Raw genomic sequence first — 23,672 nt, 5'->3', positions numbered from 1 at the left:
GACCGTCGCGAACGCGGCCGATCACCAGGGCCGTCCGGTCAGCCGCCCGTACTCCCCGAGCAGGATCGCGGCCTGCGACTCCCAGTTGTAGCGGGCATGGGCGACCGCGAGCGCCTGGCGAGCCATCGTCGTTCGCACGTCCGGTTCGAGGATCCGCCGGAGCCCGGCCGCCATCGCCGCCGGATCGGCCGGATCCACGACGAGACCAGCCCCCGTACCGAGGACGATCGGAGCCATGCCGGGCAGATCGCTCGCGAGCACCGGGACCCCGGCCGCCAGCGCCTCGAAGAGCTTGTTCGGTGTGGTGAGACGATGGTTCAGCGTCGACGACTGGATGGGCATCGCGACGACGTGCGCCGCCGCGACCCAGGCGACCAGATCCCCGGGCGGAACCGGCGGGAGCACCCGGACACGGCCATCCATGGCCGGATCGGCAGCTGCCCGTTCGATCGCCGCCTGGAGCCCGCCGTAACCCATGAGCACGAGGACCGCATGCGGAACGTCCGGGATCGCAGCGATGAGCTGCTCGATGCCGCGGTCCGGCGAGAAGCCACCCTGGTAGAGCACGATCCGCGTCTCCGGCGCCAGTCCGAGGCGCTCATGGAAGCGGCGGATCGGCGGGTCCGGGGGGTCGAACCGATACGCGCAGTTCATGACGACGAGCGGCCGCTCGCCCCACGCCCGGGTCATGACGTCAGCGTACGCCTCGTTCACCGTCACGGCCCGATCCGCTCGGCGGGCCCATCCGCGTTCGAGTCGCCCGACGAGCCAGCGGAGCGGCCCTGGGAGGCGGGCGAGGTTGCCGGCCGAGACATAGATGTCGCGAGCGTCGTAGACGACCCTCCCGCCGCTCCGGCGTCCGAGCGACAGCGCGACAGGGATCCCCATGTAGGCCATGCCGTGGTAGAGCTCGGCTCCCGGGTCCACCGTCCGACTCGCCCGGACCTGGGCCCGCACGGTGAGGACGATCGCGGCGATCCGGATCGTCGACCCGACCGCCGCGCGCCCGCGACCGACGAGGTCCGATCCGCGACCGACGAGGTCCGATCCGCGACGAAGCGCGGGCCCCGCGCCGGACACCCGGTCCGCTGCCGCGGCGCCGGAGGTGGCGGCTGACCGCTGGTGGACTCGTCGCCGGAGCGCCCGCCAGAAGCTTGGGAATGGGAGCGCATCCACCGGGTCGACGGCCACCCGGACGATCCGATAGCCGCTCGGGTCGGTCTCCTCGCTCGGCAGTCCGGCTCCGGCGCGGGCGAGGACCGTGACCGTATGGCCCCGACCGGCGACGGTGCTCGCGATGCGGTAGGTCCGCGAGTCGAACGCCCCGCTCGTCGGCAGGACGAGGACGAGTCGCTGCGGGTCGGCCGATCGATCGGTCACGAGCCGCGGGCCGTTTCCAGCCTGGCCACGATCGCCTCCGCCACGCCCGCGGATCGCAGATCGATCGTCGCCGCCCGTGCCCGTGCCCGCGCCGGGCTCGCCGTCGCCGGAGCCACCCGGCCGAGTTCGGCCGCGGCCCGCTCCCGGTCGAGCCCCACGAGCACCATCCGTCCCTCGGATGCCGCGACCGCCTCCACCCATTCCGTCGTCTCGCGGAGGATCAGGCACGGGACGCCGAGCCAGGCGGCCTCGCGCTGGATCCCACCGGAGTCCGTCATGACCGCCGCCGCGTGCAGCTGGAGGGCGAGTGTCGTGCGATAGCCGAGCGGTTCGACGACGTGGACGGTCGGTGGCAGGGCGACGCCCGCCGTCTCGAGTGCCGCCCGGGTGCCCGGGTGCAGGGCGAGGACCACCGTTCGATCCCGTCCGGCGTCGCCGAGGATCGCCGCCCACGCGGAGAGTGCGCCGGCTCGACGGTTCTCGGCCCGATGGATCGTGGCGAAGACGTACGTGCCAGGGTCGAGGGCGCGGGGTTCGAGGCCGAGCCGCGATCCGATGGCATCCAGGACCGCCGCGTCCCGGACTTCGGCGCTCGTCCGCGCAGCGAGTTCCCGCATGAGGTCGCCGACGAGGGTCACCCCGGCGACGATCCCCTCGGCGGCGAGGTTGGCGACCGCGGCCGGTGTCGGCGCGAGGCACCACGTCGCGAGATGATCGGCGACGATCCGGTTCGTCTCCTCCGGCATGGTGCGATCGAAGCTTCGCAGGCCGGCCTCCACGTGGGCGAGGGGGATCCCGGCCGCCGCGGCCGCGAGCGCCCCGGCGACCGTCGAGTTCGTGTCGCCGAGGACGACGACGGCGTCCGGTCGCTCGGCGGCGAGGATCGGCTCGAGGGCCACGAGCATCCGACCGATCTGCTCCGCCCGACCGCCGCCGCCGACGCCGAGCGCGTGATCCGGCCGAGCGAGACCGAGCTCCGTGAAGAAGTCGCCCGCGAGGGCATCGTCCCAGTGCTGGCCGGTGTCGACGAACACCTCATCGTGGCGTTCGCGGAGGACCGGCTGGAGGGCCGCCGCCTTGATGAGCTGGGGGCGGGTCCCGACGACGGTGACGATCCGCAGGCGCGGCGATGGATCGTCCATCCGGTCCGGCGCCGGGATCAGCGTGCGCCGACCCGCGACCTGCCGCGGTCCGGGGTCTGGACGCCGACGCCGTGATACGCGACGCCCGTCGGGAGATCGATCCCCCGCAGACTGTTCCGCCCGTCGTAGAGGATCGCGAGCTCCGGGAAGCGGTCCCAGGCGAGCGAGCCGAAGAGCACGTCCGCGGTCTGGGTGACGATCGCCCGGAACGGCCCGCCGTCACCCCAGCGGTACGGGGTCACCGACAGCCGCTCGACCTCCTCCGCCGAGAGGAGCGGATCGAAGGCCGAGACGCGGGCGCCGTGGAAGGCGAGTCGCTCCATGAGCGGGAGCGCCCGCGAGTAGGCGAGCTCGCGGACACCCTCCCGGTAGGTGAGGCCGAGGACGAGGACCGGCACACCCTCGAGTCCGCCGAGCGCCTTCTGGATGGACCGGATCGCGAGGCCCACCTGGCTGTCGTTCACGCGTCGCGAGACCGCGACGAGCTCCATCTCGGGCGCTCGCGACAGGAGGAAGTGCGGATAGACGGGGATGCAATGGCCGCCGACGCCGAGCCCGGGCTGGTGGATATGGCTGTACGGCTGGCTGTTCGCCGCCGCGATGACCTCCTGGATGTCGACGCCGACACGGTCGGCGTACCGGGCGAACTCGTTGGCGAGCGCGATGTTGACATCGCGGTAGGTCGTGTCGGCGAGCTTGCTGAACTCGGCCGCTTCGGCCGTGCTCATGCGGACGACCTCGGCGTCGAGGACCGACGCATAGAACGCGGTGGCCCGATCTCCGGATGCGTCGCCGATGCCGCCGACGAGCTTGGGGTAGGTGGCGAGGTTGCGGAGCGCCGCCCCGCTGTACAGGCGCTCCGGGCTGAACGCGACGAAGAACGACGCACCCGCCACGAGGCCGGAGGCCGCCGCGAGGCGCGGCGTGAACCGGTCGCGGGTGTCGCGGACAGGAAGCGTCGTCTCGAAGATGACCGTCGAGCCCTCGTGGACGCCCGGCGCGATCGAGGCCACGGCCGCGTCCATGTACCGGTAGTCCGGCTGCTGCTCGTCGTCGAGCATGACCGGAACGATGAGGACGACGACGTCCGCCTCTCGCGTGGCCGCCGTGCCGTCCGTCGTGGCGCGGAGTCGGCCCGCCTCGTGGGCGGATCGCACGAGGTCGGCGAGCCCCGGCTCCTCGGCGACATGGCTGACCCCCGCGTTGATCGCATCGACGACCGCCTGCTGGACGTCCACGGCGATGACAGACCAGCCGTGGCCGGCGTACTGGGCGCACAGCGGCAGACCCATCTTGCCGGCTCCCACGACCGCGACGGTGCCGACCGTGCCCGGTTCGCCCGTCCAGGGCGCGACGGGCCGCGCGGTCGGGTGACGGCAGATGTTCGCGGCGAGCTCGATCGAGCCGCCGAGGAGGCTCGGGCCGCTGGAGGAGGGGCGGGTCGTGATGGTCATCTGACGGGAAGCCTCGCGGTGGGATCGGACAGGTCGATGGGACTTCGCCGCGCTGCCGCGGCGAGGAGAGCGTTGGCGATCGTCACGGCCCACAGGCCGTCCTCGCCGTTCACGACGGGCCGGCCGCCGTTGCGCACGACCCGCAGGAACGCGTCGAGCTCGGCGGCGAGCGGTTCGGCATTGCTGACCGGGAGGACGGCGACATCCCCCTCGAACGTCGGTGCGTAGCCGGCGATGAGGTGCGGGTGCTCGAGGCCGGCGGCCTTCGTGAACGTCAGGCGCTGGGTGAGATAGTCGAGCTCGAACATCCCCTCCTCGCCGACGACCGTGAGCTGCCGCCGCTTCGCGGGGGTGAGCCAGTCCACGTCGAGATGTCCGACGACTCCGGACGGGAAGTGGAGGAGCCCGAAGAGCAGGTCCTCGTGGGTCGCATGGATCCGCTGGGCGGTCTCGGCGTAGACGCGGACCGGCCGCTCGCCGGCGATCCAGCTGAGGATGTCCACGTCGTGGGTCGCGAGGTCGACGGTCACCCCCACGTCGCGGATCCGGGCCGGGAACGGACCCGCCCGACGGCTCGAGATCGCATAGATCGTCGAGAGCCAGCCGGCCGCGAGGAGCCGGCCGAGCTCGAGGACGGCCGGGTTGAACCGTTCCACATGGCCGACCTGCACCGGGACACCGGACGCCCGGCTCGCGTCAACGATGCGGCGCGCCTCGTCCTCCGTGCCGGCCAGGGGTTTCTCCACGAGGACGGCGATCCCGCGCTCGAGCGCTGCGAGCGCGAGCGGTGCATGGCTCGTCGTCGGCGAGGCGACGATGACGGCGTCGAGGTCCGCCTCGCCGATCATCGCGAGCGGCTCGGCGAACGGCTGTGCCCCCGTCTGGGCCGCGGCGGCCGCGAGCGCGTCCGTTGCCGGGTCGGCGATGGCCGTGAGCCGGACGTCCGTCCGTGCCGAGACCACCCGGAGGTGGTTGCGGCCCATCGAGCCGATGCCGGCGAGGCCGAGCCGCAGCTCCCGCTCGCCGGCCGGACGCCATGCGCCGGAGGCGGTCACCGCGCGAGCGTCCCCGCCCGCTCGCGCGACTCGCCGGCGACCGCATTCGTCCGGGCCGGACCCACGTGGCGCTCGACGGCGGCGCGCACGGCCGCGATGACCGTCCGCTCCTCGTCTTCCGTGAGCCCCGGATACATCGGCACGCTCAGGCAACCGGCGGCGATGCGATCCGTCACCGGCAGGTCCGCCTGGATCCCGAGCTCGAGGACATACGGCTGGCGATGGACGGGGATCGGGTAGTAGATCCCGACCCCGACGCCGGCCGCGGCGAGATCGGCGACGACGACGTCGCGAGCCGGGCCCACCCCGATCGTGTACTGGTGGTAGATGTGCGTTCGGCCGTCGGGGGTGATCGGCAGCTGGATCGGCAGGTCCGCGAAGGCCGTGTCGTAGCGGGCCGCGAGCGCCTGCCGCTTCGCCGTGTTGCGCTCGAGCTTGCCGAACTGGACCAGGCCGATGGCCGCGCCGATGTCCGTGAGCCGGAAGTTGTAGCCGAGGATCTCGTGGTGGTAGCGCTCGCGCATGCCCTGATTCCGGTAGAGCCGGATCCAGTCGGCGAGCCGATCGTCGTTCGTGGTGACGAAGCCACCCTCGCCGGTGGTCATGTTCTTCGTCGCGTAGAGGCTGAACGCGCCGTGGCCCCAGCTGCCGGATCGTCGCCCGCGGAACGTCGCCCCGTGCGCCTGGCACGCATCCTCGACCACCGCGATGCCGTGGCGGTCCGCGATGGCCATGATCATGTCCATGTCGGCGACGAGGCCGAACAGGTGGACCGGGCAGATGGCCCGGGTGCGGGGCGTGATCGCCGCCTCGATCCGCGACGCGTCGATGAGGTACGTGTCCGGCTCGATGTCGACGAAGACGGGCGTCGCGCCGGTGTAGAGGATGGAGCTGACCGTCGCATTGAACGTGTGGCCGACGGTGATGACCTCATCGCCGGGCCCGAGCCCGAGGCCGGCGAAGATGCACATCTCGGCGATCGTCCCGTTCGAGACCGCGATCGCGTGCTTCACCCCCACGTACGCAGCCCAGCGCTCCTCGAGCTCCGCGACCCGGCGGCCCATCGCGATCATCCCGCTCGAGAGGACCTCGGCGACGGCCGCCGCCTCCTCGGGGCCGACGTCCGGACGGGCGGGTGGGATCATGCTGGCACTCCTTGTTCGGTTTGGACCGGCCGCTCCCGCAGACCGTCCTCGTCGGGAAGGTATCGGTAGCGGCGTCCGCAAGCCGGGCAGTCCAGGTCGTGGGCCGGATCGGGGGCGGGCGGGGCCGGGGAACCGGTGTCCGGATCCGCAAGCCGGGCGCCGCAGGCACAGACCCAGCCGAGTCGACGGGCCGGATTCCCTGCGACGAGGGCATGGTCCGAGACCGTCCGGGTGACGACCGCCCCGGCACCCACGGTCGCGAATCGGCCGACGTCCACCCCGGCGACGACGATCGCACCCGCGCCGATCGAACAGCCGTGATGGAGGACGATCGGGCTCACCTCCCAGTCGTCGCCGCGGGCGAGGGTCCCGTCCGCCGTCACCGCGCGCGGGTAGCGGTCGTTGGTGAGGATCGCGTTCGGCCCGATGAAAACGGCATCCTCGACCGTCACCCCGTGGTACACGAGCGCCGCGTTCTGGACCTTGACGCGGTCGCCGAGGACGACGCCCGCGTCGATGAACGCGTCACGACCCACGATGCAGTCGGCGCCGATCCGCGCGCCCGACCGGATCGCCGCGCGGTGCCAGATGCTCGTCCGTGGCCCGACGGTCACGTCCGACTCGAGGTCCGCGGTCGCGTGGACGCGCGCGGAGGGGTCGATCACGGATCCGCGGGCTCCTCTGCGTGGATGGTGGGCCGGGCCGGTGAGCGACGGCGATGGACGAGTATACCGGAGGGTCCCGGAAGGTCGGCCGACGGCCGCCCAGAGCACGGTCGGGCTCAGCGGCGGGACCGCCGTCCGGGTCGCAGGATCGCAAGGACGAGACCGAGCGCCGCGCCGAGCGCCAGGCCGCCGCGCCAGTCGAGGACGGCCCGCATCTCACCGTCCACCCGCCGGGCGATGACGATGAGGGCACCGCTCCCGCGACCCATCGTCACGTGCTCGGCCAGGATGGTCTGGGCTCCCGCCTGCTCGAGGTGGACGTCGCGGGCGATGAGGGCGCGGACGCCGCTCTGATGGATCGCCGCCCGCCCGGCGAACACGGCCCCGATCGCGCCCTGCTCGATCGAGAGTGCGTCCACACGGGCGGCTCCGACCGCACCCTGGGTGACCGTGACGGATCCCGCGTCGAGCCGGCGGACCGCGCTCCGCTCGATGGTCATGGGTGCGGCCTGCGTGGTCTGGAGCGGCGCGGCCTCGATCGGGGTCGTCCTGGGCGTCCTGGTCGGAGCCGCGGAGGCGGCGGAGGCGGCGGGCGTTCGCCGGCGCTTCGGGCGCGCGCCCTCCACGGGAGTCGGCGGTTTCGGTTCGGGCATTCGCGAGGTCCTCGTGGTGATCGTCCGCGGCACGGCGGCGTCGACCACCAGCCTACGCCTCGGCCGGGCGAGCGTCGAACCGCTATCCTCCGCTCGGCCGCGAACGCGCGGCATTCGCCTCGTCTCTCGAGAGAGGAGTCCGTGTGAGCCGCCGCATCGTCGTCGCGGTCGCCATCGTCGCCGTCATCGCGATCCCGCTCGGCGCCGTCGCCCTCGGCGCGGCGGTGCAGATCGGCGGGTCGGGGCCCGCTGCACTCGGAGCTCCACCGAGCGCCGCTACCGCCTCTCCGGCGCCGTCGGCCGCGCCCACCCCGGCCCCGACGCCCACCCCGATCCCCACCCCCGTCCTCGTGCCCGGTCCGCTCGACGGGCTGCCGATCACCACGCAACAGGCCCTCGCCCACCCGATCGCCGTGATGATCGACGACCTCTACCCGGCCCGACCACAGTCCGGCTTCACCGACGCGTCGGTCGTCTGGCAGGCGCCGGCGGAGGGCGGCATCCCGCGCTACATGCTCGTCTTCCAGGAGGGACTGCCGAAGGACGTCGGGCCGATCCGCAGCGCCCGCTACTACTTCATCGCCTGGGCAGCCGAATGGGACGCCCTGTACGTCCACGCCGGCGGTTCGCCGCAGGCGCTCGAGACCCTCGCGGCGCAGGGCGGCGGGCAGCTCGTCTACAACGCCGACCAGTTCTTCAACGGGACATATTTCCGGCGGACGACCGACCGGTTCCCGCCGCACAACCTGTACACGACCGGCCTGCAGCTCCGCGAGCTCGCGACGAAGCTCGGGGCGACGGCCGCCCCGCCGGCCGCGGCCTGGCAGTTCGGTACCGACGCCCCGCTCGCCGCACGCCCGAGCGGCGGCTCGATCGAGGTCGACTACCCGGCCAACACGATCGTCTACCGCTACGACCAGGCGACGAACACGTACGCGCGGTACGTGAGCGGCGGCGTCCGCCAGATCGACGCCGGCACCAGGCTCCCGGTCTCGCCCAGGAACGTCATCGTCATGCGGATGGTCTTCGGGCCGCTCAACGACGGCGAGCCCGCGAAGCACCGCCTGGAAGCGACGGTGGTCGGCAGCGGCACGGCGTGGATCGCGACGAACGGCGTCACGATCAAGGGGACCTGGCGCAAGCCGTCGCTTGCCGCGCCGACGAGGTTCTACGATGCGGCGGGCAGCGAGGTCGTCCTCACGGCCGGCCAGACCTTCATCCAGGTCATGGAGCCCACGGATCCGGTCAAGATCGTCGCCGGGATCGCGGCCGGCCAGAGCGCGTCCCCCGGGAGCGGCTCGCCCTCGGCGTCGTTCCAGACGTCCTCAGTCCCGTGAGTCGGGGTCCGGGAGGGCGCCGCCGCCCGCGTCAGACTCGATCTCCGGGTCCGCCGCTCGCCGGCCGCGAAGGCCGACCAAGTTCACGGCCGCACCGGAGAAGAGGAGCACGGCCCCGACCGTGACGGCGAGGTGGAAGGCGTCCGTCGACGCCTCGCGACTCGCGAGCGCGACCTCCGGCGGGACGGCCCCGATCGGCGGGTTCAGCGGTGGAACGCCGCGACGGATCGCGGCCGAGTTCGGGTCGAGACCAGGCACCTTGGCGGCGAGCGTGGCGTAGAAGGTCCCGCTCACGACAATGAAGATGACCGCGGCGAGGAGCGGCTGGCCGACCCGCGAGATGGCGTTGTTGATCGCCGATGCGAGCCCCGAGTTGCGGACGGGCACCGAGCCCATGAGCGTCGTCGTCAGTGGCGCGACGACGAGGGCGATCCCGCAGCCGAAGAGCAGGGTCGCCGGCAGGACGTCCGTCAGGGTCGAGATCGGCGGGATGAGGCTTGCAGGGTCCGTGAACAGCGCGCGCCACGGGAGGCTCGTCGCCGGGATCCGCGCATACCAGAGAAGGGCGATCCCCATGAGCGTCGGGCCCATGACGAGGAACGGTCGCGCTCCGACGCGGGCCGCCACCGTGCCCACGCGCGTGGAGAGCAGCGTGAGGAGGATGCCGGTCGGGAGGCCGACGAGTCCCGCCGCGAACGCCGTGTAGCCGAGGACGCCCTGGAGGAACAGGCCGAGGAACCCGAAGGTCCCGTACAGAGCGCCGTAGATGAGCAGCGTCGAGAGGTTGATGACGGCGAACTCGCGGACCCGGAACAGGGACAGCGGAACGAGCGGGTTCGGCCGGACGGCCATGAGGATCGGGAACGCGATCGTGCAGACGATCCCGATTCCGAGCGCGGCGAAGGCAAGTCCATCCGCCCACTGCTTCTCCTGGCCCCGGATCGCACCGAAGGCGAGGCCGCCCACCGCGAGGGCGACGACGATCGCCCCGAGCCAGTCAAACCGGCCATTCGCCGCTTCATCCCGGGACTCCGCCATGTACCGCCGGGTGACGACGAAGGCGAAGAGGAGGATCGGCACGTTGATGAGGAACGCGAGCCGCCAGCTCAGGGTATCGACGAGGATTCCGCCCACGAGCGGACCGAGGATCGACGTCGCCGACGTCGCGGCGGCCCAGATCCCGAACGCGCGCCCACGATCCGGCCCGTCGAACGTCGCCGTGATGATGGAGAGCGAGCACGGCACGAGGAGTGCGCCCGATGCGCCCTGGAGGACCCGGAAGAGGGCGAGGATCTCGAGGCTCGGGGCGAGGCCGCACAGGGCGGATGTCGCGGCGAACGCCGCGAGGCCGATCGAGAAGACGCGACGTCGGCCGTAGTAGTCGGCCAGGGCGCCGGCGAGGATGAGGAATGCGGCGAGCGTCGCGAGATAGCCGCTCGTGATGTACGTCTGACCCTCGAGGACGCCGACGAACGTCGCCGGCAGCTGCCGGCCGATCGTGGGCAGCGCGACGTTGACGACCGTCGCATCGAGGAAGATCGCCGAGGATCCGAGGACCGCCGCGACCATGGTCCAATCCTGGCGTCGCATCAGGCGATCGGGACCGCGTGGGCCGCGCGCGACAAGACGGATTCGAACCTTCCGCCGGCCCGACCGGTATGGATGGTCAACGAGTCGATTCGGCCGGCACCGGACCGATATCGTGCGCGATGGCCGGACGGGAAGCCCGCTTCATCAGCGGATGGGGGGTCCCGGCCGGCCGCTCGCTCGCCCGGGTCAGCTCGGCTTGACGGTCCGGAAGCAGTCTGAGCAGTACACCGGCCGGTCCATTCGCGGCTTGAACGGCACCTGGGCCTGGTTGCCACACGAGCTGCAGACGACGGCGAAGTACTCCCGCATGGGGCGGTCGTCGCCGCGCTCGTAGCCGCGCGGGCCGCCGATGTCGCGGACGTCGTAGCCGCCCTCGCGCGCCGAGCGCCGACTGGCCCGGCAGCTCGTGCACCGCTTCGGCTCTGCGACGAAGCCCTTCTGGGCGTAGAACTCCTGGTCGGCAGCGGAATGGATGAACTCGACCCCGCAGTCCACGCAGGTGATCGGTCGGTCGGTGTAGGTCACGGGTTGCCTCCCAGGCGCCAGTCGTTCGGTACGTGCGCGTCGCACGGGTCGGACATCGGGACGCGTCGGCGGGGAGAGGCCGGGTGCGACGCGCCCCAGGTGCCGATGTCGAGGACCCGAAACGGGGCGCACCGGTGATCCGGCCGGAGGATAGCACCGTTTCGCGAAGGAGCCCGTTCGGGCGTTCCGTTCACGGCTCGCCTGTGTGCCACCGAACCTGTCACAATGCCCGCCGAGACTCGACCCGCGGGCGAGGGCACGGGGGCACCTCGCTCGCCCGACCGGGCTCGACGTCGACGGCCGATCAGCGGGAGCCTCACCGCGCGTGTTGCGACTCCTCCACACCGCAGATGTCCACCTCGGGGCGCGTCACGGGGACCTCGGCGAGCAGGCGGCGGCGCAGCGCGAGCGACAGTTCGCGGCCTTCCGGGCCACGGTGGATCTGTCCCTTGCCGAAAAGGTCGACCTCGTCCTCATCGCGGGCGACCTGTTCGACACGAACACGCAGCCGCGACGCAGCGTGGAGCGGGTCGCCGCCGAACTCAAGCGCCTCGCCGCGGCGACGATCCGGACGGTCATCATCCCCGGTACGCACGACGTCTACGACCGCTCGTCCATCTATCGCGCTCATGACCTGGCGGCACTGGCCGGAGTCGCGGCGGACAGCGACCTCGTCGTGGTCCTCACCCCGGACCGCCCGGAGGTCGAGTACCCGATCCTCGACGCGATCGTCTACGGCCGGGTCTTCGCGACGAAACGCGCGCCGCGCAGCCCGCTCGACGGGTTCACCGCCGCTCTCCCGGAACGCCGGACGTGGCGCATCGGGCTCGTCCATGGATCCGTCCTCATCGCCGGCAGGACGGAGCACGACGAGGTCGTCGTTTCGACCCAGGAGATCGCGAAGTCCGGACTCGACTATCTCGCCCTCGGCCATTGGCATTCGTCCCAGCAGGGCCGTGCCGGCGCGACGACATGGGCCTATGCCGGAGCGCCCGAGCCCGTCGCCGTCGACCAGGACCGGGCGGGCAAGGTCCTCCTCGTTTCGCTCGATGTCGATGCCCGCGGCGCCCGCTCGGTGACGGTGGAGGAGCGGCAGGTCGGGCGGACCCGATTCCAGCGACTCGACGTGGATGCGGCGACGATCGAGACGCAGCCGGCCCTCATCGAGCGACTATCGGGGCTCGCCGATCCGGATGTCGTCCTCGACGTGCGGATCACCGGGGTGAAGCCGGACGAGCTCGACCTCGACGTCGACGAAGTCGAGGCCGCGCTCGCGCCCGCCGTCCTCAAGATCCGCGTCCGCGACGTATCCGTCGCCGCCCTCTCGAGCGGTGCACTCCCGCCGGAGGACACCATCCTCGGCGCCTTCATCCGGGACACGGAGGCCAGCATCGCGGAGCTCGAGGCGGCGGACCGCGACGCCGAGGCGGCCGAGATCCGCGACGTCCTGCGCCTCGGTCGGCTCCTGCTCACCGGGCACGAGGTGACGCTGTGAGCTGCCGCACGCGCCGCGCCGGCGGGCGGTCGCGACGATGAGGATCACCCGGCTCCAGGCGCGCGACATCCGCCGGCATCGCGACCTCGACATCGAGCTCGCCCCGGGCCTGACGGTGGTCCGCGGTCCGAACGAGGCCGGCAAGTCGACGATCCAGCGGACCGTGGAGATCGCGCTCACCCGCAAGGTGACCTCGGCGAGCGGCGACATCGACGGCCTGCGGTCGTGGGGCGCGAAGGACGAGGCCCGGCCGTGGGTGCGACTCGAGTTCGTCTCGGAGGATGAGGACGGGCTCCGTCACGGCCACCTCGAGAAATCGTTCCGCGGCGCCAAGGGGACGGTCGCCCTCGACATCGAGGGTGAGACGACGACCGATCCGACGGAGGCGGACCTCCGGGTGGCGGCGCTCACCGGGATCCCGAGCGAGGCGTTCTTCCACTCGACCGCGTCCGTCCGGCACCATGAGATCGCGGACCTCGCCCTCCACGAGGGGGCGCTCCGCGACCGCCTCCAGGCCTCGATCAGCGGCGCGGACCGCGGGACTTCAGCGGCCCGCCGGACGCTGGACCGGGCGATCCGCGACCTCGCCAGGAGCGGCGAGAAGAACCCCGGCCGGCTCAAGGTCGCCGATGAGGCGATCAAGCAGTCCGCCGCTCGTCTCGAGCAGGGTGAGGCGGCCCTCGCCCAGCTCGAACGCGATCGCGACGTCCTCGCCGTGGCACGCGAGCGTCGCGCGGCGGTCGAGTCGGCGCTCGTCGAGGGTCGCTCACTCCTCGAGAAGGCACGCCAGGCGGAGCGCCTCATCGCCGAGCGGACGGCGGCCCAGGAACGGTTCGAGCGGTACCGGACCGCGGTCGGAGTCCGCGACGAGATCGCGACGCTCCGCACCTCGCACCCGTCGATCCATCCGCTCCCCGTCCTCCGCCCGACCGTCAACCGGATCCGCTCGCTCGACACGCAGATCCGCGAGCTGCGGGCGACGCTCGGAGGCGAGGTCGACGTCGACTACGAGGTGACGACTCCGGAGCCCACCTGGGTCGCGCCGGCCGCCGTGGGGCTCGTCGTCGTCATCGTCGGGTTCGTCCTCGCCGGCACCTCGCAGCTCTTCCTTCGCGACTCGCCGCTCCTCCTGCCGGTGGGCCTCGGCCTGATCGGTCTCGGCGCGCTCATCGCCGCGTTCGCCCGGCGGCAGCGGATCCTCGCCCTCGACTTCCGGCGCCAGCGGCAGCTGGCGGATGTCCAGATCGACCGCCGACTTCGCGGCCGCTCGCTCCTCGAGGAGGACCTGAAGAAAGCCCAGGCGGACACCTCCGCGCAGCTGGCGGGCCTCGGCCTGGCGGATCTCGCCGCCGCCGAGGCGCTCCTCGAGGCGGAAGAGACCCACGTGACCCGGATCGACGCGCTCTCGGCGCAACTCGACGGCCTCGTCGGCAAGGAGCCACCGGACTCGTTGCCGGAGCTTCGCGATGCGGCCGCCCTCGAGATCGACCAGAAGTCCGGCGCGCTCGAGGCGCTCGGACCGATCGCGAAGGAGCCCCGCGCGAGAGAGCGCCTCGAGACGGAGGTGCGCGATTCGGAGGGCGCGCTCGAGCGCGCCCGCGACGACGAGGCGGGCGCCCGGGCCCGCGTCGAGGCGAACACCGTGGACGCGGAGGCGGTGAGCGGCGAGGCCGAACGTCTCGCGATGTGGCGCGAGCAGCTCGCCGCCCTGCAGCGGCGGGCCCGCGTCTATGAGCAGACGCTCGCGGCGATTGACACGGCCGAGCAGGCGACGATGCGGACGGCGACCCGCTATCTCGAGAAGGAGATGGTGAAGAGCGTCGCCGACATCACCGGCGGTCGCTACCGGCGGGTGCGCGTGGACGATCGGACCCTCGACATCGCCGTGTGGGCGCCCGAGAAGGCGGACTGGGTGGACGTTCGCGAGCTCAGCCAGGGCACCCTCGATCAGGTCTACCTCGCCGCCCGCCTGGGGCTCGTTCGGCTCGTGACGGGCGACCGCCGCCCGCCGCTCATCTTCGACGATCCGTTCGTCACGTTCGACGACGTCCGTGCCGCCAGGGGCGTGGCGCTCCTCAAGCGCCTCACGGCGGACTTCCAGGTCGTGTACCTCACGACCTCCGACCGTTACGACGCGGTCGCGGACGCGGTGGTCGTCCTCACCGAGCCGGAGGGTGCCGACGAGGAGCGGGTCGCCGAGGGTGCAGGCGCCGCTCCGGCGCGCCGCTGACGGGCCGGATGGTCGGTGATGGACCGTCGCTCACGGTCGTCTACGGGTTGCTCTCGGCTCTGACCTGGGGATCGGCCGACTTCGGCGGCGGGATGGCCGCGCGCCGCGGACCGGTCTTCGGGGTCGTCCTCGTCTCCCAGGCCGTCGGCATGGCGATCGCCTTCGGCCTTGCGCTCGGCCGCGGCGAGTCGTTCCCGCGGCTGGACGATCTCGGCTGGGCGATCGCGGCGGGCGTCGCCGGCTCGGCGGGCGTCGCCGGGCTGTATCACGGCCTCGCGACCGCCCGGATCGCCGTCGTGGCCCCGATCACCGGCGTCCTCGCCGCGACGCTCCCGGTCGTCGCCGGCTGGTTCCTCCAGGGCACGCCCCTCCCGGGCCAGGTCGTCGGCATCGCCCTGGCCCTCGCGGCCGTCGTGCTCGTCTCGACCTCGGCAGGACCGGCAGAGGCCCGCCCGGCCGGCGTCCGCTTCGGCCTCCTCGCCGGCGTCGGGTTCGGCTTGTTCAATGTCTTCGCCTCGCGGTTCGCCGCCGGCTCGGTGTTCGGGCCGCTCGTCGTCGTGCGCGGCGTCGAGGCGATCGTCATCTGCGCGGTCGTCCTCGCGACGGGGAGCGCGTGGCGGCTTCGCGGCGCCGCCGTGCCGATCGCCGTCGCCGTCGGCCTCGGCGACATGGCCGGCAACGGCTTCTTCATCCTCGCCGCCCAGGCCGGACGGCTCGACCTCGCCGGCGTCCTCTCGTCGCTCTATCCGGTGACGACGATCGTCCTCGCGAGCGTCATCCTCCGCGACCGCGTGACGCGCCGACATGCGGCCGGCATCGGCGCCGCGATCCTCGCGATCGTCCTCATCGCCGGCGGCTGACCGACGACCGCCGCGGGAGGCATGAACGCGGCGGGTCTCCACCGCGCCAGCGGCGCTCAGGGTGGGTCTGGAGGATCGCGCGCTCAGGCGCCCGCTCGGCGGGCCTCCCAGCCGTGCTCGCCGCGCCGGACCTCGTAGGAGGGCTGGTCATACAGCGCCGGACCGCGGCGGAGACGCCCGTCTGCCAGGCGGAACCGCGAGCCGTGCCACGGGCACTCGATGCAACCGTCGATCACGGTCCCGCCGGAGAGCGGACCGCCGGCGTGGGCGCACTGATCGTGAAGCGCGTGGATCGTGTCGCCGGAGCGGATGAGCACGAGCGTGTTCGCGCCAAGCTTCGCCTTCGTCGGCGATCCTTCCGGGACGTCGTCACCCGGGACCTCGAGCGGCAGCCACTTCGCGCCGCCGGTCCGCCAGGCGTGGCGGTCCACCATGTTGCCGAAGCGGAAGACCAGGTCGCCGCCGACGAACCCTCCGGCGAGGAGGACGACATAGCCGACGATCACGAGGACGACCGGTACCGACCGATCCGCGGGCCCGTCCGCCCGGATCGCGAGCGAGACGATGAAGGCGACGAGGCTCACGACCATGAGCGTCGCGTGGAGGGTCGCACGCGCCCGGGCCCGACCATCCGTGTCCGTGTAGTCCGCCACTCCGGCGACCGCGGCGGCGATCATCGAGAGGATGCCGAGGACGAGGGCGACGTCGGCCGCCGCCGGGTAGCCGAGCACGTCGAGGACGACGACGACGGTGAGGATCCCGATCGGCGCATCGGACAGTGCGGCGTGGACGGGATGGCCGAGCCAGGTCCCGTTGAGGAGGTCTTTGAGCGGTCGGATCGGCCTGAAGAGGGCGCTGAGCCAGCGGTGGTTGAACTCGCCGAACGGCCGGGCCCAGCCATCCTGGGCGGCCATCAGACGTTCGAGGAAGTGGGCCATGACGACGTCCTCCGATCGTGGCGAGTCTATGCCGGCGCGCGACGGCCCGGATGCCGCGGGCGCGCGTGGTGCTCCGCTACCATCCCCGTCTCATGACCGATACGCGCCGCCAGGATTGGCGGATCCTTCTCGCGATCTTTTGGATCACCTCGTGCGTCGAGGGACTCGGCGTGAGTCAGGTCTTCGCCTTCGTCCCGACCTACCTCGAGGGGATGGGAGTCCACGGGTCGGACCGCCTCCACTTCGTCGGCCTGTTCGGGGCGCTCATCTTCGTCGTGGGCATGCCGCTCGTCCCGCTGTGGGGCGTCTGGGCGGACAAGTACAGCCGCAAGGCGGTCATCGTCCGAAGCGCCGTCGTGGAGGCGGTCGTCTTCGCCTGCGTCGCCCTGTCCCGCGAGCCGTGGCAGCTTGCGGCGAGCATGCTCCTCGTGGGCTTCCAGCTCGGCAACACCGGGATCATGCTCGGGGCCATCCGTGATGCCGTGCCGCGGGCGCGGATCGGCATGGCCATGTCGCTGTTCGGCAGCTCGTCGCCGATCGGGTTCGCCATCGGTCCGGTCATCGGCGGGATCGTCGTCGATCGGCTCGGCTGGGGTCTGCCGGCGGTGTTCGCCCTGTCGGCGGGCCTGTCCGTGGGTACTGCCCTCCTCGTCGCGGTCCTCTCGCAGGAGGTGCGGCCGGAGGTGATCCCGCGCGGCCGAACGCTCGATCTCGCGTTCGGGGCGCTCCGCGGCGTCCTCGGCGATCACCCGACTCGGCGGATCTTCGCGATCTTCTTCGTCGCCTTCCTCGCCAACCAGGTGACCCGACCGTACATCCCGATCCTCGTGTCGCGGGTGAACGGGTCGCTCGACGAGACGAGCGCGATCGGTCTGGTGAACGGCTCGGCCGCGCTCGTGGGGGCGCTCGTGGCCCCGATCGGGGGTTGGCTCGGCGACCGGATCGGCTATCGGCCCGTCCTCGTCGTGGCCTTCCTCGGCGCCGGGGTCGCGAGCCTCGCCATGCCCCTGGCACCCACCGTCCCGCTCCTCGCTCTCGTCGCGTTCGGGCTGGCCGCGTTCTACGCGATGGTCGCGCCGATGGTCTTCTCGCTCCTCGGCACGGAGGTCCCGGCGGACCGGCGGTCGCAGACGCTCAACCTCGTCTACCTGCCGCTCTACCTCGGCGGGATCGTCGGCCCGATCCTCGCCGCGGTCGTCGTCGGCTTCGGCGTCGGCGTGCCGTTCGTCCTCGCCGCAGCGGTCTTCCTAGCCGGCGGGCCGCTCATCGTCGTCCTCAGTCGGCGGGCGCCCGTGCCGCCGCCAGCGGCGCCCGTGCCGCCAGCGGCGTGATCAGGCGGGCAGGTCGCGGTCGGCGGGTCCGGTGTACCGCATGTCCGGCCGGATGAGCCGGTTCGCCGACGACTGCTCGATCACGTGGGCCGTCCAGCCGGCGTGGCGGGCGAGGGCGAAGATGGACGGGAACAGCTCCGGTGGGAGGCCGACCCCCTGGAGGACGGCCGCGGCGTAGTACTCGACGTTCGTCTTGAGGATCCGCCCGGGCTTGAGCTCGGCGAGCACGCGGAGGACGACATCCTCGACGACGACCGCCATCTCGAGCCACTCTGCCGTCGTCGACATCCGCTCGGCCACGGTGCGGAGCGCGGCTGCCCGTGGGTCGTAGGCCCGGTAGACCCGATGGCCGAAGCCCATGATCCGATCGCCCCGAGCGACCGCCGCCCGGACCCAGGCCTCCGCCCGCTCCGGTGAGCCGATCTCGTGGAGCTGATTCACGACCTCCGACGGGGCGCCGCCGTGGAGCGGTCCCTTGAGCGCCCCGATGGCGCCGCAGACGGCCGAAGCCATGTCGCTCCGGGTGGAGGTGATGACCCGGGCGGTGAACGTGGAGGCGTTGAGACCGTGCTCGGCGCCGACGATGAAGTACGCGTCGAGGGCGCGGGTCGCCGCCGGGTCCGGGGTGGTCGCCGTGAGCTGCTGGAGGAAGCCTGCCGCCAGACCGAGCGACGGATCCGGTTCGACGGGCTCGAGGCCCTGGCGGAGCCGACTGAAGGCGGCGAGCGCCGACGGCGAGAAGGCCGTGAGCGCCCGCGCCTGCTCCGGCGTGGGCGGCCAGGTCAGATGCTGCGTCGTGCCCCAGACGGAGACGGCCGTCCGGAGGGCGTCCATCGGCGAGGCGTCCCGTGGCAGTTCGCGGAGCACCGCCATGACCGCTGGCGGGACCGGGGTCGGCGCCAGGATCGCGCCCGGATGCCACTCGCCGGTCCACAGGAGGTCCGCGACCTCGGCGTATGTCCCGCGTTCGACGAGCTGGCCGATCGGGTAGCCGCGATAGAGGAGCCGCCCATTCCTGCCATCGACCAGGCCGATGGCGCTCTCGGCGCCGACGACCCCTTCAAGGCCCGGTGAATACGGACGATCGTCCGCAGGCGCGGAGGCCGCGAGCGCCGCGGCGGCGGGAGACGCGAGACCGGTCGCGGATCGTTCTGTCATGTCTCGATGGTAGTCCTCCGGCGCGTCCGACGCCCATCGAGGAACGACTCGACCTCGGCGACGAACCCGTCCGCCGCGTCGTGATGGGCGGCGTGCTTCTGGCCGGGCAGCAGGACGACGCGACCGTCAGGGAGGGCGGCATCGAGGGCGGCCGTGGCGGCCGTGAACAGCGCGCCGCTCGCGCCACCAAGGAGCTGGAGGACGGGGATCCGGACGCTCGACGTGATGGCCTCGAGACGCGCCGGCTCCGGCGCGTGGCCGCCGGCAGTCAGCTCTCGGATCACGGTCGAGGCCGCCGCGAGCCGGTCCGCGTAGACCGGCGATGCCTCGAACCGCGCGATCTCCGCGGGGGTCAGCCCGACGACCCGCACGAGGAACGACCGCAGGAGCCCGGCGTCGTCGCCGGTGGCTTCGAGCCGACGGAGATCGCGGACGATGTCGACCGGCGGTGCGGCGAGGCCTGGCACGGCCGGCGCGCTCTCGTACAGGATGAGGCTGCCGATCCGCGGCGTCAGGCCGGCGGCACCGAGCGCGACCGCGCCGCCGAATGAGTGACCGAGCACGTCCACGGTCAGTCCGGCCTCGGCCGCGATCGCTTCGACGACGGCAGCGACGTCCTCGAATTCCCGCTCGATGCGATATGGCGGCTGGTCGCCGCTCGCGCCGCGGCCGCGGCGGTCCATCGCATGGGCGGTGCGGCGGGCCGCGAGGATCGGGCCGACGACCCGGAACGTCGTGTGGTCGGCGGTGGTCCCATGGACGAGGAGGAGCGGCGGCCCGGTGCCCGATCGGAAGACAGCGAGCCGCGCGCCGTCCGGCGCAATGACGTGCAACGCCGGCTCCGGGCCCGCCCAGTGGCCGATCATCGCGGGTCGCGAGGCAGCTCCGCGGCGGCGGCGGCATCGAGGAGCCAGGCCGCTCCCGCCCGTCGCGCGAGCTGGGCCGGCCAGCGGGTCGGGTCGCGCAGCGGGCCGAAGATCGCGCCGATGACCGGCGCCTTCGCCGTGCCGTGGGTGATCGCGAGGATCTCTCGCGCGGCGCCGAGGATCGCCGGATTCAGCGTCACTCGCTCCACGTGCGGCTCGACGTGTGTGGGGGCCGGGATGGCGAGGGCGAGGAGATCCGACCCGAGGGCGAGGCTGCCGGGAAACACCGAGAGGAGATGGCCGTCCGGCCCGATGCCGACGAGGACGAGGTCGAAGACCGGCCAGCCCGCCGCGTCCGCTGGAACACCCGCGGCGACCTCCGCGGCGTATGCGGCGGCGCACCACGCGGCGCCGCGCCGCTCCTCGATCGCGCGCCCGCACGGGAACGGATGAAGGCGATCCGGGCCGAGCCTGACGCCCGCACCGCCCAGGAGGACCCGATCGACCGGGAACACGTTCGAGAGCGGGTCATCGCGTGGCACGAGCCGGTCGTCGCCGAACCAGATGTCGATCCGCTCCCACGGCACGCGATCGCTGAGAGGGGGGATCGCCAGATGCCGATAGATGCCGGCCGGGCTGGACCCGCCGGTCGTCGCGAGATGGGCTCGTCCGCGCGCCGCGACCGCCGCGGCGAGCGAGTCCGCGATCCGCTCGGCCGCGGCGAGTGACACCGCTGCCGAATCCGCGAGGACGATGACGCTCGGTTCGCTCGCCGACCCTTCCGGAGCGGTCATCCGCCGGCGAGCCGTGCGGCCATGCGGATCGTGTCGCGGGCGATCGCCGGATCGCGGCCGCCCGCCTCGATCGCGTCGCCGAGGAGGTCGACCTCCGTCCTGCGGGCGGCGAGGAAGGAGCGCTCCAGCGCCGCGACGCCATCGAGCCAGACGCGCACGTGGACGGTCTCCGCCTCCGCCGTGACGTCGGCGCGAAGCTCTGAGCCGCGACGCTCGGCGAGGAGCTCGACCCGGAGCGTCGTCCCGGCGGGCATCGCCGAGAGGACCGGTCGGATGACGACGGCGACATCCGACCGCTGGGCCCGAAGACTCGCGACGAGCCCACGATGGAGTGCCGGCGAGCCGCCGGCACCGGTCCGGACTCCGAGCCGACCAGGGGCCCGCGTGGCGGCCCTCGCGCCGTCGACCGGTCCGAGCGGGCGCTCAACGGTCATCCCGAGTCGGGAGGCGAGCCAGGCCACGTGGTAGACGGGCTTCACGACGTTCGTCGAGCCCGGCGCACCGGTCTCGTCGTGCGTCCCGTAGGTGAGGGAGATCCGGCGGATCGAACGGAGATACGGGGTGAACTCCGGCAGGTCGAAGACGGAGGCGATCGCCTCCCGCCAGCGACTCTGCCGGATGAGCGCGAAGTCGTTGACGGCGAGCCGATCGCGATCCATCGCCGCGGCGAGCTCGCCGAGGCGGGCGAGCCCGTCGCCGGTCCAGCTCGATCCGTCGACGATGAGCCGATCCGCCATCGCGAGCAGGTCGCGGGCCGCCCCGGAACCGAACGGTATCTCGGACGGCCACCACAGGGTGACCGGGAGGTCGTGGATGAGGAGCGGGGCGACGATCGCCTCGAGGTGGCGCCCGGCCGCGCCGCCGGCGCGGATGTGGATCTCCTCGGCGCACGTCTCCGCCGCATCGGCCCGTGGCAGGACGCAGAAGGCCTGGATGTTCGCGTCGAGCCAGGAGCGTCCCTCGGGATCGGCCGAGGTGAGGATGAGCGTCCGCGAGGGATGCCGGCCGGTCAACTGGCGGATCACGGCCGCCGCGTGCTCGCCGAGCTCGTCGCGGCGGGCGACGACGACGAGGTTCATGACACTCGTGCGGGCGGCGACGTGTCGCTCCTCGACTCCCTCGACGACGGCGGTGAGCTTGGGAACGGCCCAGATCTTCCCGAGCTCCTGCTCGATCTCGGCGATCGAATGGGCGCGCGACGCCCAGCGGAGGGTCGGCTCTCCCGGCGTTGCGGGCCGATCCGCGACGGCGACCCCCGAGCCGCCTGCCATCAGATCCGCCGCCAGCGCCGCCCGTCCCGGGCGAGCAGATCGTCGGCGGCGGTCGGGCCCCATGAGCCGGCCTCGTAGCTCGGGAAGTCCGGAGGTGGCGAGTCGGCCCAGGCGTCGAGGATCGGGGTGACGATCCCCCACGCCTCCTCGACCTCGTCGGCGCGGGTGAAGAGCGACGCATCGCCGAGCAGGGCGTCGAGGATGAGCGTCTCGTAGGCATCGGGCGAGTCCACATTGAACGCCGAGCCGTAGGTGAAGTCCATGTTCACGGCCCGCACGTCGATGCCGAGGCCCGGCACCTTCGCGCCGAAGCGGAGGAGGATGCCCTCGTCCGGCTGGATCCGCATGGCAAGGAGGTTCGGCTCCGGATCCGTGCCGGCCCCGGTGAAGAGACGGTGGGGGACGGCCCGGAACTGGATGGCGATCTCCGTCGCCCGCTTCGGCAGCCGCTTGCCCATCCGCAGGTAGAACGGCACGCCGGCCCAGCGCCAGTCGTCGATCTCGAAGCGCGCGGCGACGAACGTCTCCGTCTCCGACTCGGGATCGACGTCCGGCTCCTCCCGGTACGCGGGCACCTCCGTCGCGGCGACCCAGCCGCGGCCGTACTGGCCGCGGACGATGTCGCTCCGGATCGCGTCGGGCTCCATCGGCGCGATCGCCCGGACGACCTTCACCTTCTCGTCGCGGAGGGCGTCCGCGTCGAAGCTCGCCGGCGGTTCCATGGCGACGAGGCTGAGGAGCTGCATGAGGTGGTTCTGGAGGAAGTCGCGGCTCGCGCCCGTCTCCTCGTAGAACGATCCGCGGCCCTCGATCCCGATCGACTCGGCGACGGTGATCTGGACGTGGTCCACATAGCGCCGATTCCAGATCGGCTCGAAGATGCCGTTGCCGAAGCGGAAGACGAGGAGGTTCCGGACGGTCTCCTTGCCGAGGTAGTGATCGATGCGGTAGACCTGCGACTCGCGGAAGACCTTGCCGACCTCGCGGTTGAGGCGGAGGGCGGACTCGAGGTCGCGACCGAACGGCTTCTCGATGACGATCCGCCGCCAGCCACCGCCATGGACCTCGTGGTCGAGGCCCGCCCGGCCGAGCTCGCCGATGATCTCGGGGAACGAGGAGGAGTGGGTGGCGAGGTAGTAGAGCCGGTTGCCGCGCGTGCCGTGGTCCGTGTCGCACGCATCGAGGCGAGCCGAGAGCCGGGCGTAGGTGTCGGCGTCGTTGAAGTCACCGCTGTGATAGACGATCCGTTCGCGGAACGCGGCCCAGACGGCTTCGTCCACCGGCAGGACCCGGCTGAACCGGTCGAGCGCGGCGCGGATATCCGTCCGAAAGCTCTCATCGTCATACGGTCGCCGGCCGATCGCGACGAGCATGAACTCATGGGGCAGGAGGTTGGTCCGCCACAGCTGATAGAGCGCCGGCACGACCTTGCGGTGGGCCAGGTCGCCGGTGCCGCCGAAGAGGACGAAGACGAACGGATCCGGCATCCGCTCGAGGCGGAGGCCCTCGCGAAGGGGGTTCTCCGCGCGCCTCGAGTCCCGGCGGTCCGTGCGACGCCTGCCGGACCGGGCGAGCCGCAGGTCACGGATCGTCCGCGGTGCGTCCTTCGCCGGCCTTGTGGCGACCGGGTTCGGCGAATCGATCGCGGGCGATGCCTTCGTCGTCATTCGTCGCGCATCCTACCGCCGTGGGCCGCCCCGTGGGATCGGCGGGCTCCGCTGCGGCGTACCATCGCCGAGGATCGGCAACCCGGACAACTACATCCCGACGGTCTGGCTCAGCC

The 23,672-nt window shown here is 72.3% G+C and carries 19 protein-coding genes and 1 pseudogene; 5 read left to right on the top strand and 15 right to left on the bottom strand.

Translation table 11 applies throughout. The features are described 5' to 3' along the window. Positions 1–21: 21 nt before the first annotated feature. From IVW53_07690 to IVW53_07660, 7 genes and pseudogenes are all read right to left on the bottom strand, one after another. Positions 22–1,380, bottom strand: coding sequence for a glycosyltransferase (locus tag IVW53_07690; protein MBF6605446.1), 1,359 nt, complete (start codon positions 1,378–1,380; stop codon positions 22–24). Then, the gene (gene wecB, locus IVW53_07685) at positions 1,377–2,522 is read right to left on the bottom strand and encodes a UDP-N-acetylglucosamine 2-epimerase (non-hydrolyzing) (GenBank protein MBF6605445.1); all 1,146 of its coding nucleotides are present in this window, start codon (positions 2,520–2,522) and stop codon (positions 1,377–1,379) included. Before wecB ends, IVW53_07690 begins: the two co-directional genes overlap by 4 nt. 17 nt (positions 2,523–2,539) lie before the next feature. Beyond that, positions 2,540–3,976, bottom strand: a complete 1,437-nt coding sequence (locus tag IVW53_07680) for a nucleotide sugar dehydrogenase (GenBank protein MBF6605444.1) — start codon at positions 3,974–3,976, stop codon at positions 2,540–2,542. Continuing rightward, on the bottom strand, positions 3,973–5,031 hold the full coding sequence (locus IVW53_07675) for a Gfo/Idh/MocA family oxidoreductase (protein ID MBF6605443.1): 1,059 nt from the start codon (positions 5,029–5,031) through the stop codon (positions 3,973–3,975). The genes IVW53_07680 and IVW53_07675 overlap by 4 nt, the downstream gene beginning before the upstream one ends. Beyond that, a complete protein-coding gene (locus tag IVW53_07670) occupies positions 5,028–6,176 on the bottom strand; it encodes a DegT/DnrJ/EryC1/StrS family aminotransferase (protein MBF6605442.1) in 1,149 nt (382 codons plus the stop codon). The genes IVW53_07675 and IVW53_07670 overlap by 4 nt, the downstream gene beginning before the upstream one ends. Before the next feature lie 146 nt (positions 6,177–6,322). Further along, positions 6,323–6,838 (bottom strand): annotated as a pseudogene (locus IVW53_07665) (N-acetyltransferase). Between the two features lie 119 nt (positions 6,839–6,957). Next, the gene (locus IVW53_07660; protein ID MBF6605441.1) at positions 6,958–7,494 is read right to left on the bottom strand and encodes a hypothetical protein; all 537 of its coding nucleotides are present in this window, start codon (positions 7,492–7,494) and stop codon (positions 6,958–6,960) included. A 143-nt stretch (positions 7,495–7,637) separates the two neighbouring features. Between IVW53_07660 and IVW53_07655 the strand changes: the two genes are divergently transcribed. After that, positions 7,638–8,831: a DUF3048 domain-containing protein gene (locus tag IVW53_07655; protein MBF6605440.1), complete on the top strand. Its 1,194-nt coding sequence runs from the start codon at positions 7,638–7,640 to the stop codon at positions 8,829–8,831. On the opposite strand, the gene IVW53_07650 is transcribed toward IVW53_07655, so the two are convergent. Next, positions 8,820–10,421: an MFS transporter gene (locus IVW53_07650; GenBank protein MBF6605439.1), complete on the bottom strand. Its 1,602-nt coding sequence runs from the start codon at positions 10,419–10,421 to the stop codon at positions 8,820–8,822. The two genes, IVW53_07655 and IVW53_07650, sit on opposite strands and share 12 nt — an antisense overlap. A 186-nt stretch (positions 10,422–10,607) precedes the next feature. Continuing rightward, positions 10,608–10,946, bottom strand: a complete 339-nt coding sequence (locus IVW53_07645; GenBank protein ID MBF6605438.1) for a zinc-ribbon domain containing protein — start codon at positions 10,944–10,946, stop codon at positions 10,608–10,610. A 325-nt stretch (positions 10,947–11,271) separates the two neighbouring features. On the opposite strand from IVW53_07645, the gene IVW53_07640 reads away from it, so the two are divergent. The 3 genes from IVW53_07640 to IVW53_07630 are packed head-to-tail and all read left to right on the top strand — an operon-like array spanning position 11,272 to position 15,531. Next, positions 11,272–12,441, top strand: a complete 1,170-nt coding sequence (locus IVW53_07640) for a DNA repair exonuclease (protein ID MBF6605437.1) — start codon at positions 11,272–11,274, stop codon at positions 12,439–12,441. A 37-nt stretch (positions 12,442–12,478) separates the two neighbouring features. After that, entirely contained in the window at positions 12,479–14,671 is a 2,193-nt protein-coding gene (locus IVW53_07635) for an AAA family ATPase (protein ID MBF6605436.1), read from the top strand. 8 nt (positions 14,672–14,679) lie between these two features. Beyond that, on the top strand, positions 14,680–15,531 hold the full coding sequence (locus IVW53_07630; GenBank protein MBF6605435.1) for a DMT family transporter: 852 nt from the start codon (positions 14,680–14,682) through the stop codon (positions 15,529–15,531). Between the two features lie 83 nt (positions 15,532–15,614). Here the strand turns inward: IVW53_07630 and IVW53_07625 are convergent, their stop codons facing one another. Beyond that, positions 15,615–16,469, bottom strand: a complete 855-nt coding sequence (locus IVW53_07625; GenBank protein ID MBF6605434.1) for a Rieske (2Fe-2S) protein — start codon at positions 16,467–16,469, stop codon at positions 15,615–15,617. Positions 16,470–16,561: 92 nt separating this feature from the next. Here IVW53_07625 and IVW53_07620 point away from each other — a divergent pair, with 92 nt between their 5' ends. After that, the gene (locus IVW53_07620) at positions 16,562–17,800 is read left to right on the top strand and encodes an MFS transporter (GenBank protein ID MBF6605433.1); all 1,239 of its coding nucleotides are present in this window, start codon (positions 16,562–16,564) and stop codon (positions 17,798–17,800) included. Here the strand turns inward: IVW53_07620 and IVW53_07615 are convergent, their stop codons facing one another. The 5 genes from IVW53_07615 to zwf are packed head-to-tail and all read right to left on the bottom strand — an operon-like array spanning position 17,801 to position 23,556. Beyond that, positions 17,801–18,958 carry a citrate/2-methylcitrate synthase gene (locus tag IVW53_07615; protein ID MBF6605432.1) on the bottom strand — a complete coding sequence of 386 codons (1,158 nt, stop codon included), beginning with the start codon at positions 18,956–18,958 and terminating at the stop codon, positions 17,801–17,803. Then, a complete protein-coding gene (locus IVW53_07610) occupies positions 18,955–19,791 on the bottom strand; it encodes an alpha/beta hydrolase (GenBank protein ID MBF6605431.1) in 837 nt (278 codons plus the stop codon). The genes IVW53_07615 and IVW53_07610 overlap by 4 nt, the downstream gene beginning before the upstream one ends. Before the next feature lie 29 nt (positions 19,792–19,820). Further along, positions 19,821–20,618, bottom strand: a complete 798-nt coding sequence (gene pgl, locus IVW53_07605) for a 6-phosphogluconolactonase (protein ID MBF6605430.1) — start codon at positions 20,616–20,618, stop codon at positions 19,821–19,823. After that, positions 20,615–21,889, bottom strand: coding sequence for a glucose-6-phosphate dehydrogenase assembly protein OpcA (locus tag IVW53_07600; GenBank protein MBF6605429.1), 1,275 nt, complete (start codon positions 21,887–21,889; stop codon positions 20,615–20,617). The genes pgl and IVW53_07600 overlap by 4 nt, the downstream gene beginning before the upstream one ends. Next, complete coding sequence (gene zwf / locus IVW53_07595) at positions 21,889–23,556, bottom strand: glucose-6-phosphate dehydrogenase (protein ID MBF6605428.1); 1,668 nt, start codon at positions 23,554–23,556, stop codon at positions 21,889–21,891. The genes IVW53_07600 and zwf overlap by 1 nt, the downstream gene beginning before the upstream one ends. Between the last annotated feature and the right edge of the window lie 116 nt (positions 23,557–23,672).

The sequence above is a fragment of the Chloroflexota bacterium genome (assembly GCA_015478725.1).
Classification (GTDB): Bacteria; Chloroflexota; Limnocylindria; order Limnocylindrales; family CSP1-4; genus C-114.
Note: the sequence above shows the minus strand (reverse complement) of the source record. Positions and strands in the feature narration are given on the sequence as shown.

What these genes read in the sequence shown, in the direction of transcription:
- IVW53_07620 (MBF6605433.1), top strand. Translation starts at nt 16,562, where the DNA reads ATGACCGATACGCGCCGCCAGGATTGGCGGATCCTTCTCGCGATCTTT.
- IVW53_07670 (MBF6605442.1), bottom strand. Translation starts at nt 6,176, where the DNA reads ATGATCCCACCCGCCCGTCCGGACGTCGGCCCCGAGGAGGCGGCGGCC.
- IVW53_07680 (MBF6605444.1), bottom strand. Translation starts at nt 3,976, where the DNA reads ATGACCATCACGACCCGCCCCTCCTCCAGCGGCCCGAGCCTCCTCGGC.
- IVW53_07635 (MBF6605436.1), top strand. Translation starts at nt 12,479, where the DNA reads ATGAGGATCACCCGGCTCCAGGCGCGCGACATCCGCCGGCATCGCGAC.
- IVW53_07625 (MBF6605434.1), bottom strand. Translation starts at nt 16,469, where the DNA reads ATGGCCCACTTCCTCGAACGTCTGATGGCCGCCCAGGATGGCTGGGCC.
- zwf (MBF6605428.1), bottom strand. Translation starts at nt 23,556, where the DNA reads ATGACGACGAAGGCATCGCCCGCGATCGATTCGCCGAACCCGGTCGCC.
- wecB (MBF6605445.1), bottom strand. Translation starts at nt 2,522, where the DNA reads ATGGACGATCCATCGCCGCGCCTGCGGATCGTCACCGTCGTCGGGACC.
- IVW53_07600 (MBF6605429.1), bottom strand. Translation starts at nt 21,889, where the DNA reads ATGGCAGGCGGCTCGGGGGTCGCCGTCGCGGATCGGCCCGCAACGCCG.
- IVW53_07660 (MBF6605441.1), bottom strand. Translation starts at nt 7,494, where the DNA reads ATGCCCGAACCGAAACCGCCGACTCCCGTGGAGGGCGCGCGCCCGAAG.
- IVW53_07650 (MBF6605439.1), bottom strand. Translation starts at nt 10,421, where the DNA reads ATGCGACGCCAGGATTGGACCATGGTCGCGGCGGTCCTCGGATCCTCG.
- pgl (MBF6605430.1), bottom strand. Translation starts at nt 20,618, where the DNA reads ATGACCGCTCCGGAAGGGTCGGCGAGCGAACCGAGCGTCATCGTCCTC.
- IVW53_07615 (MBF6605432.1), bottom strand. Translation starts at nt 18,958, where the DNA reads ATGACAGAACGATCCGCGACCGGTCTCGCGTCTCCCGCCGCCGCGGCG.
- IVW53_07630 (MBF6605435.1), top strand. Translation starts at nt 14,680, where the DNA reads ATGGTCGGTGATGGACCGTCGCTCACGGTCGTCTACGGGTTGCTCTCG.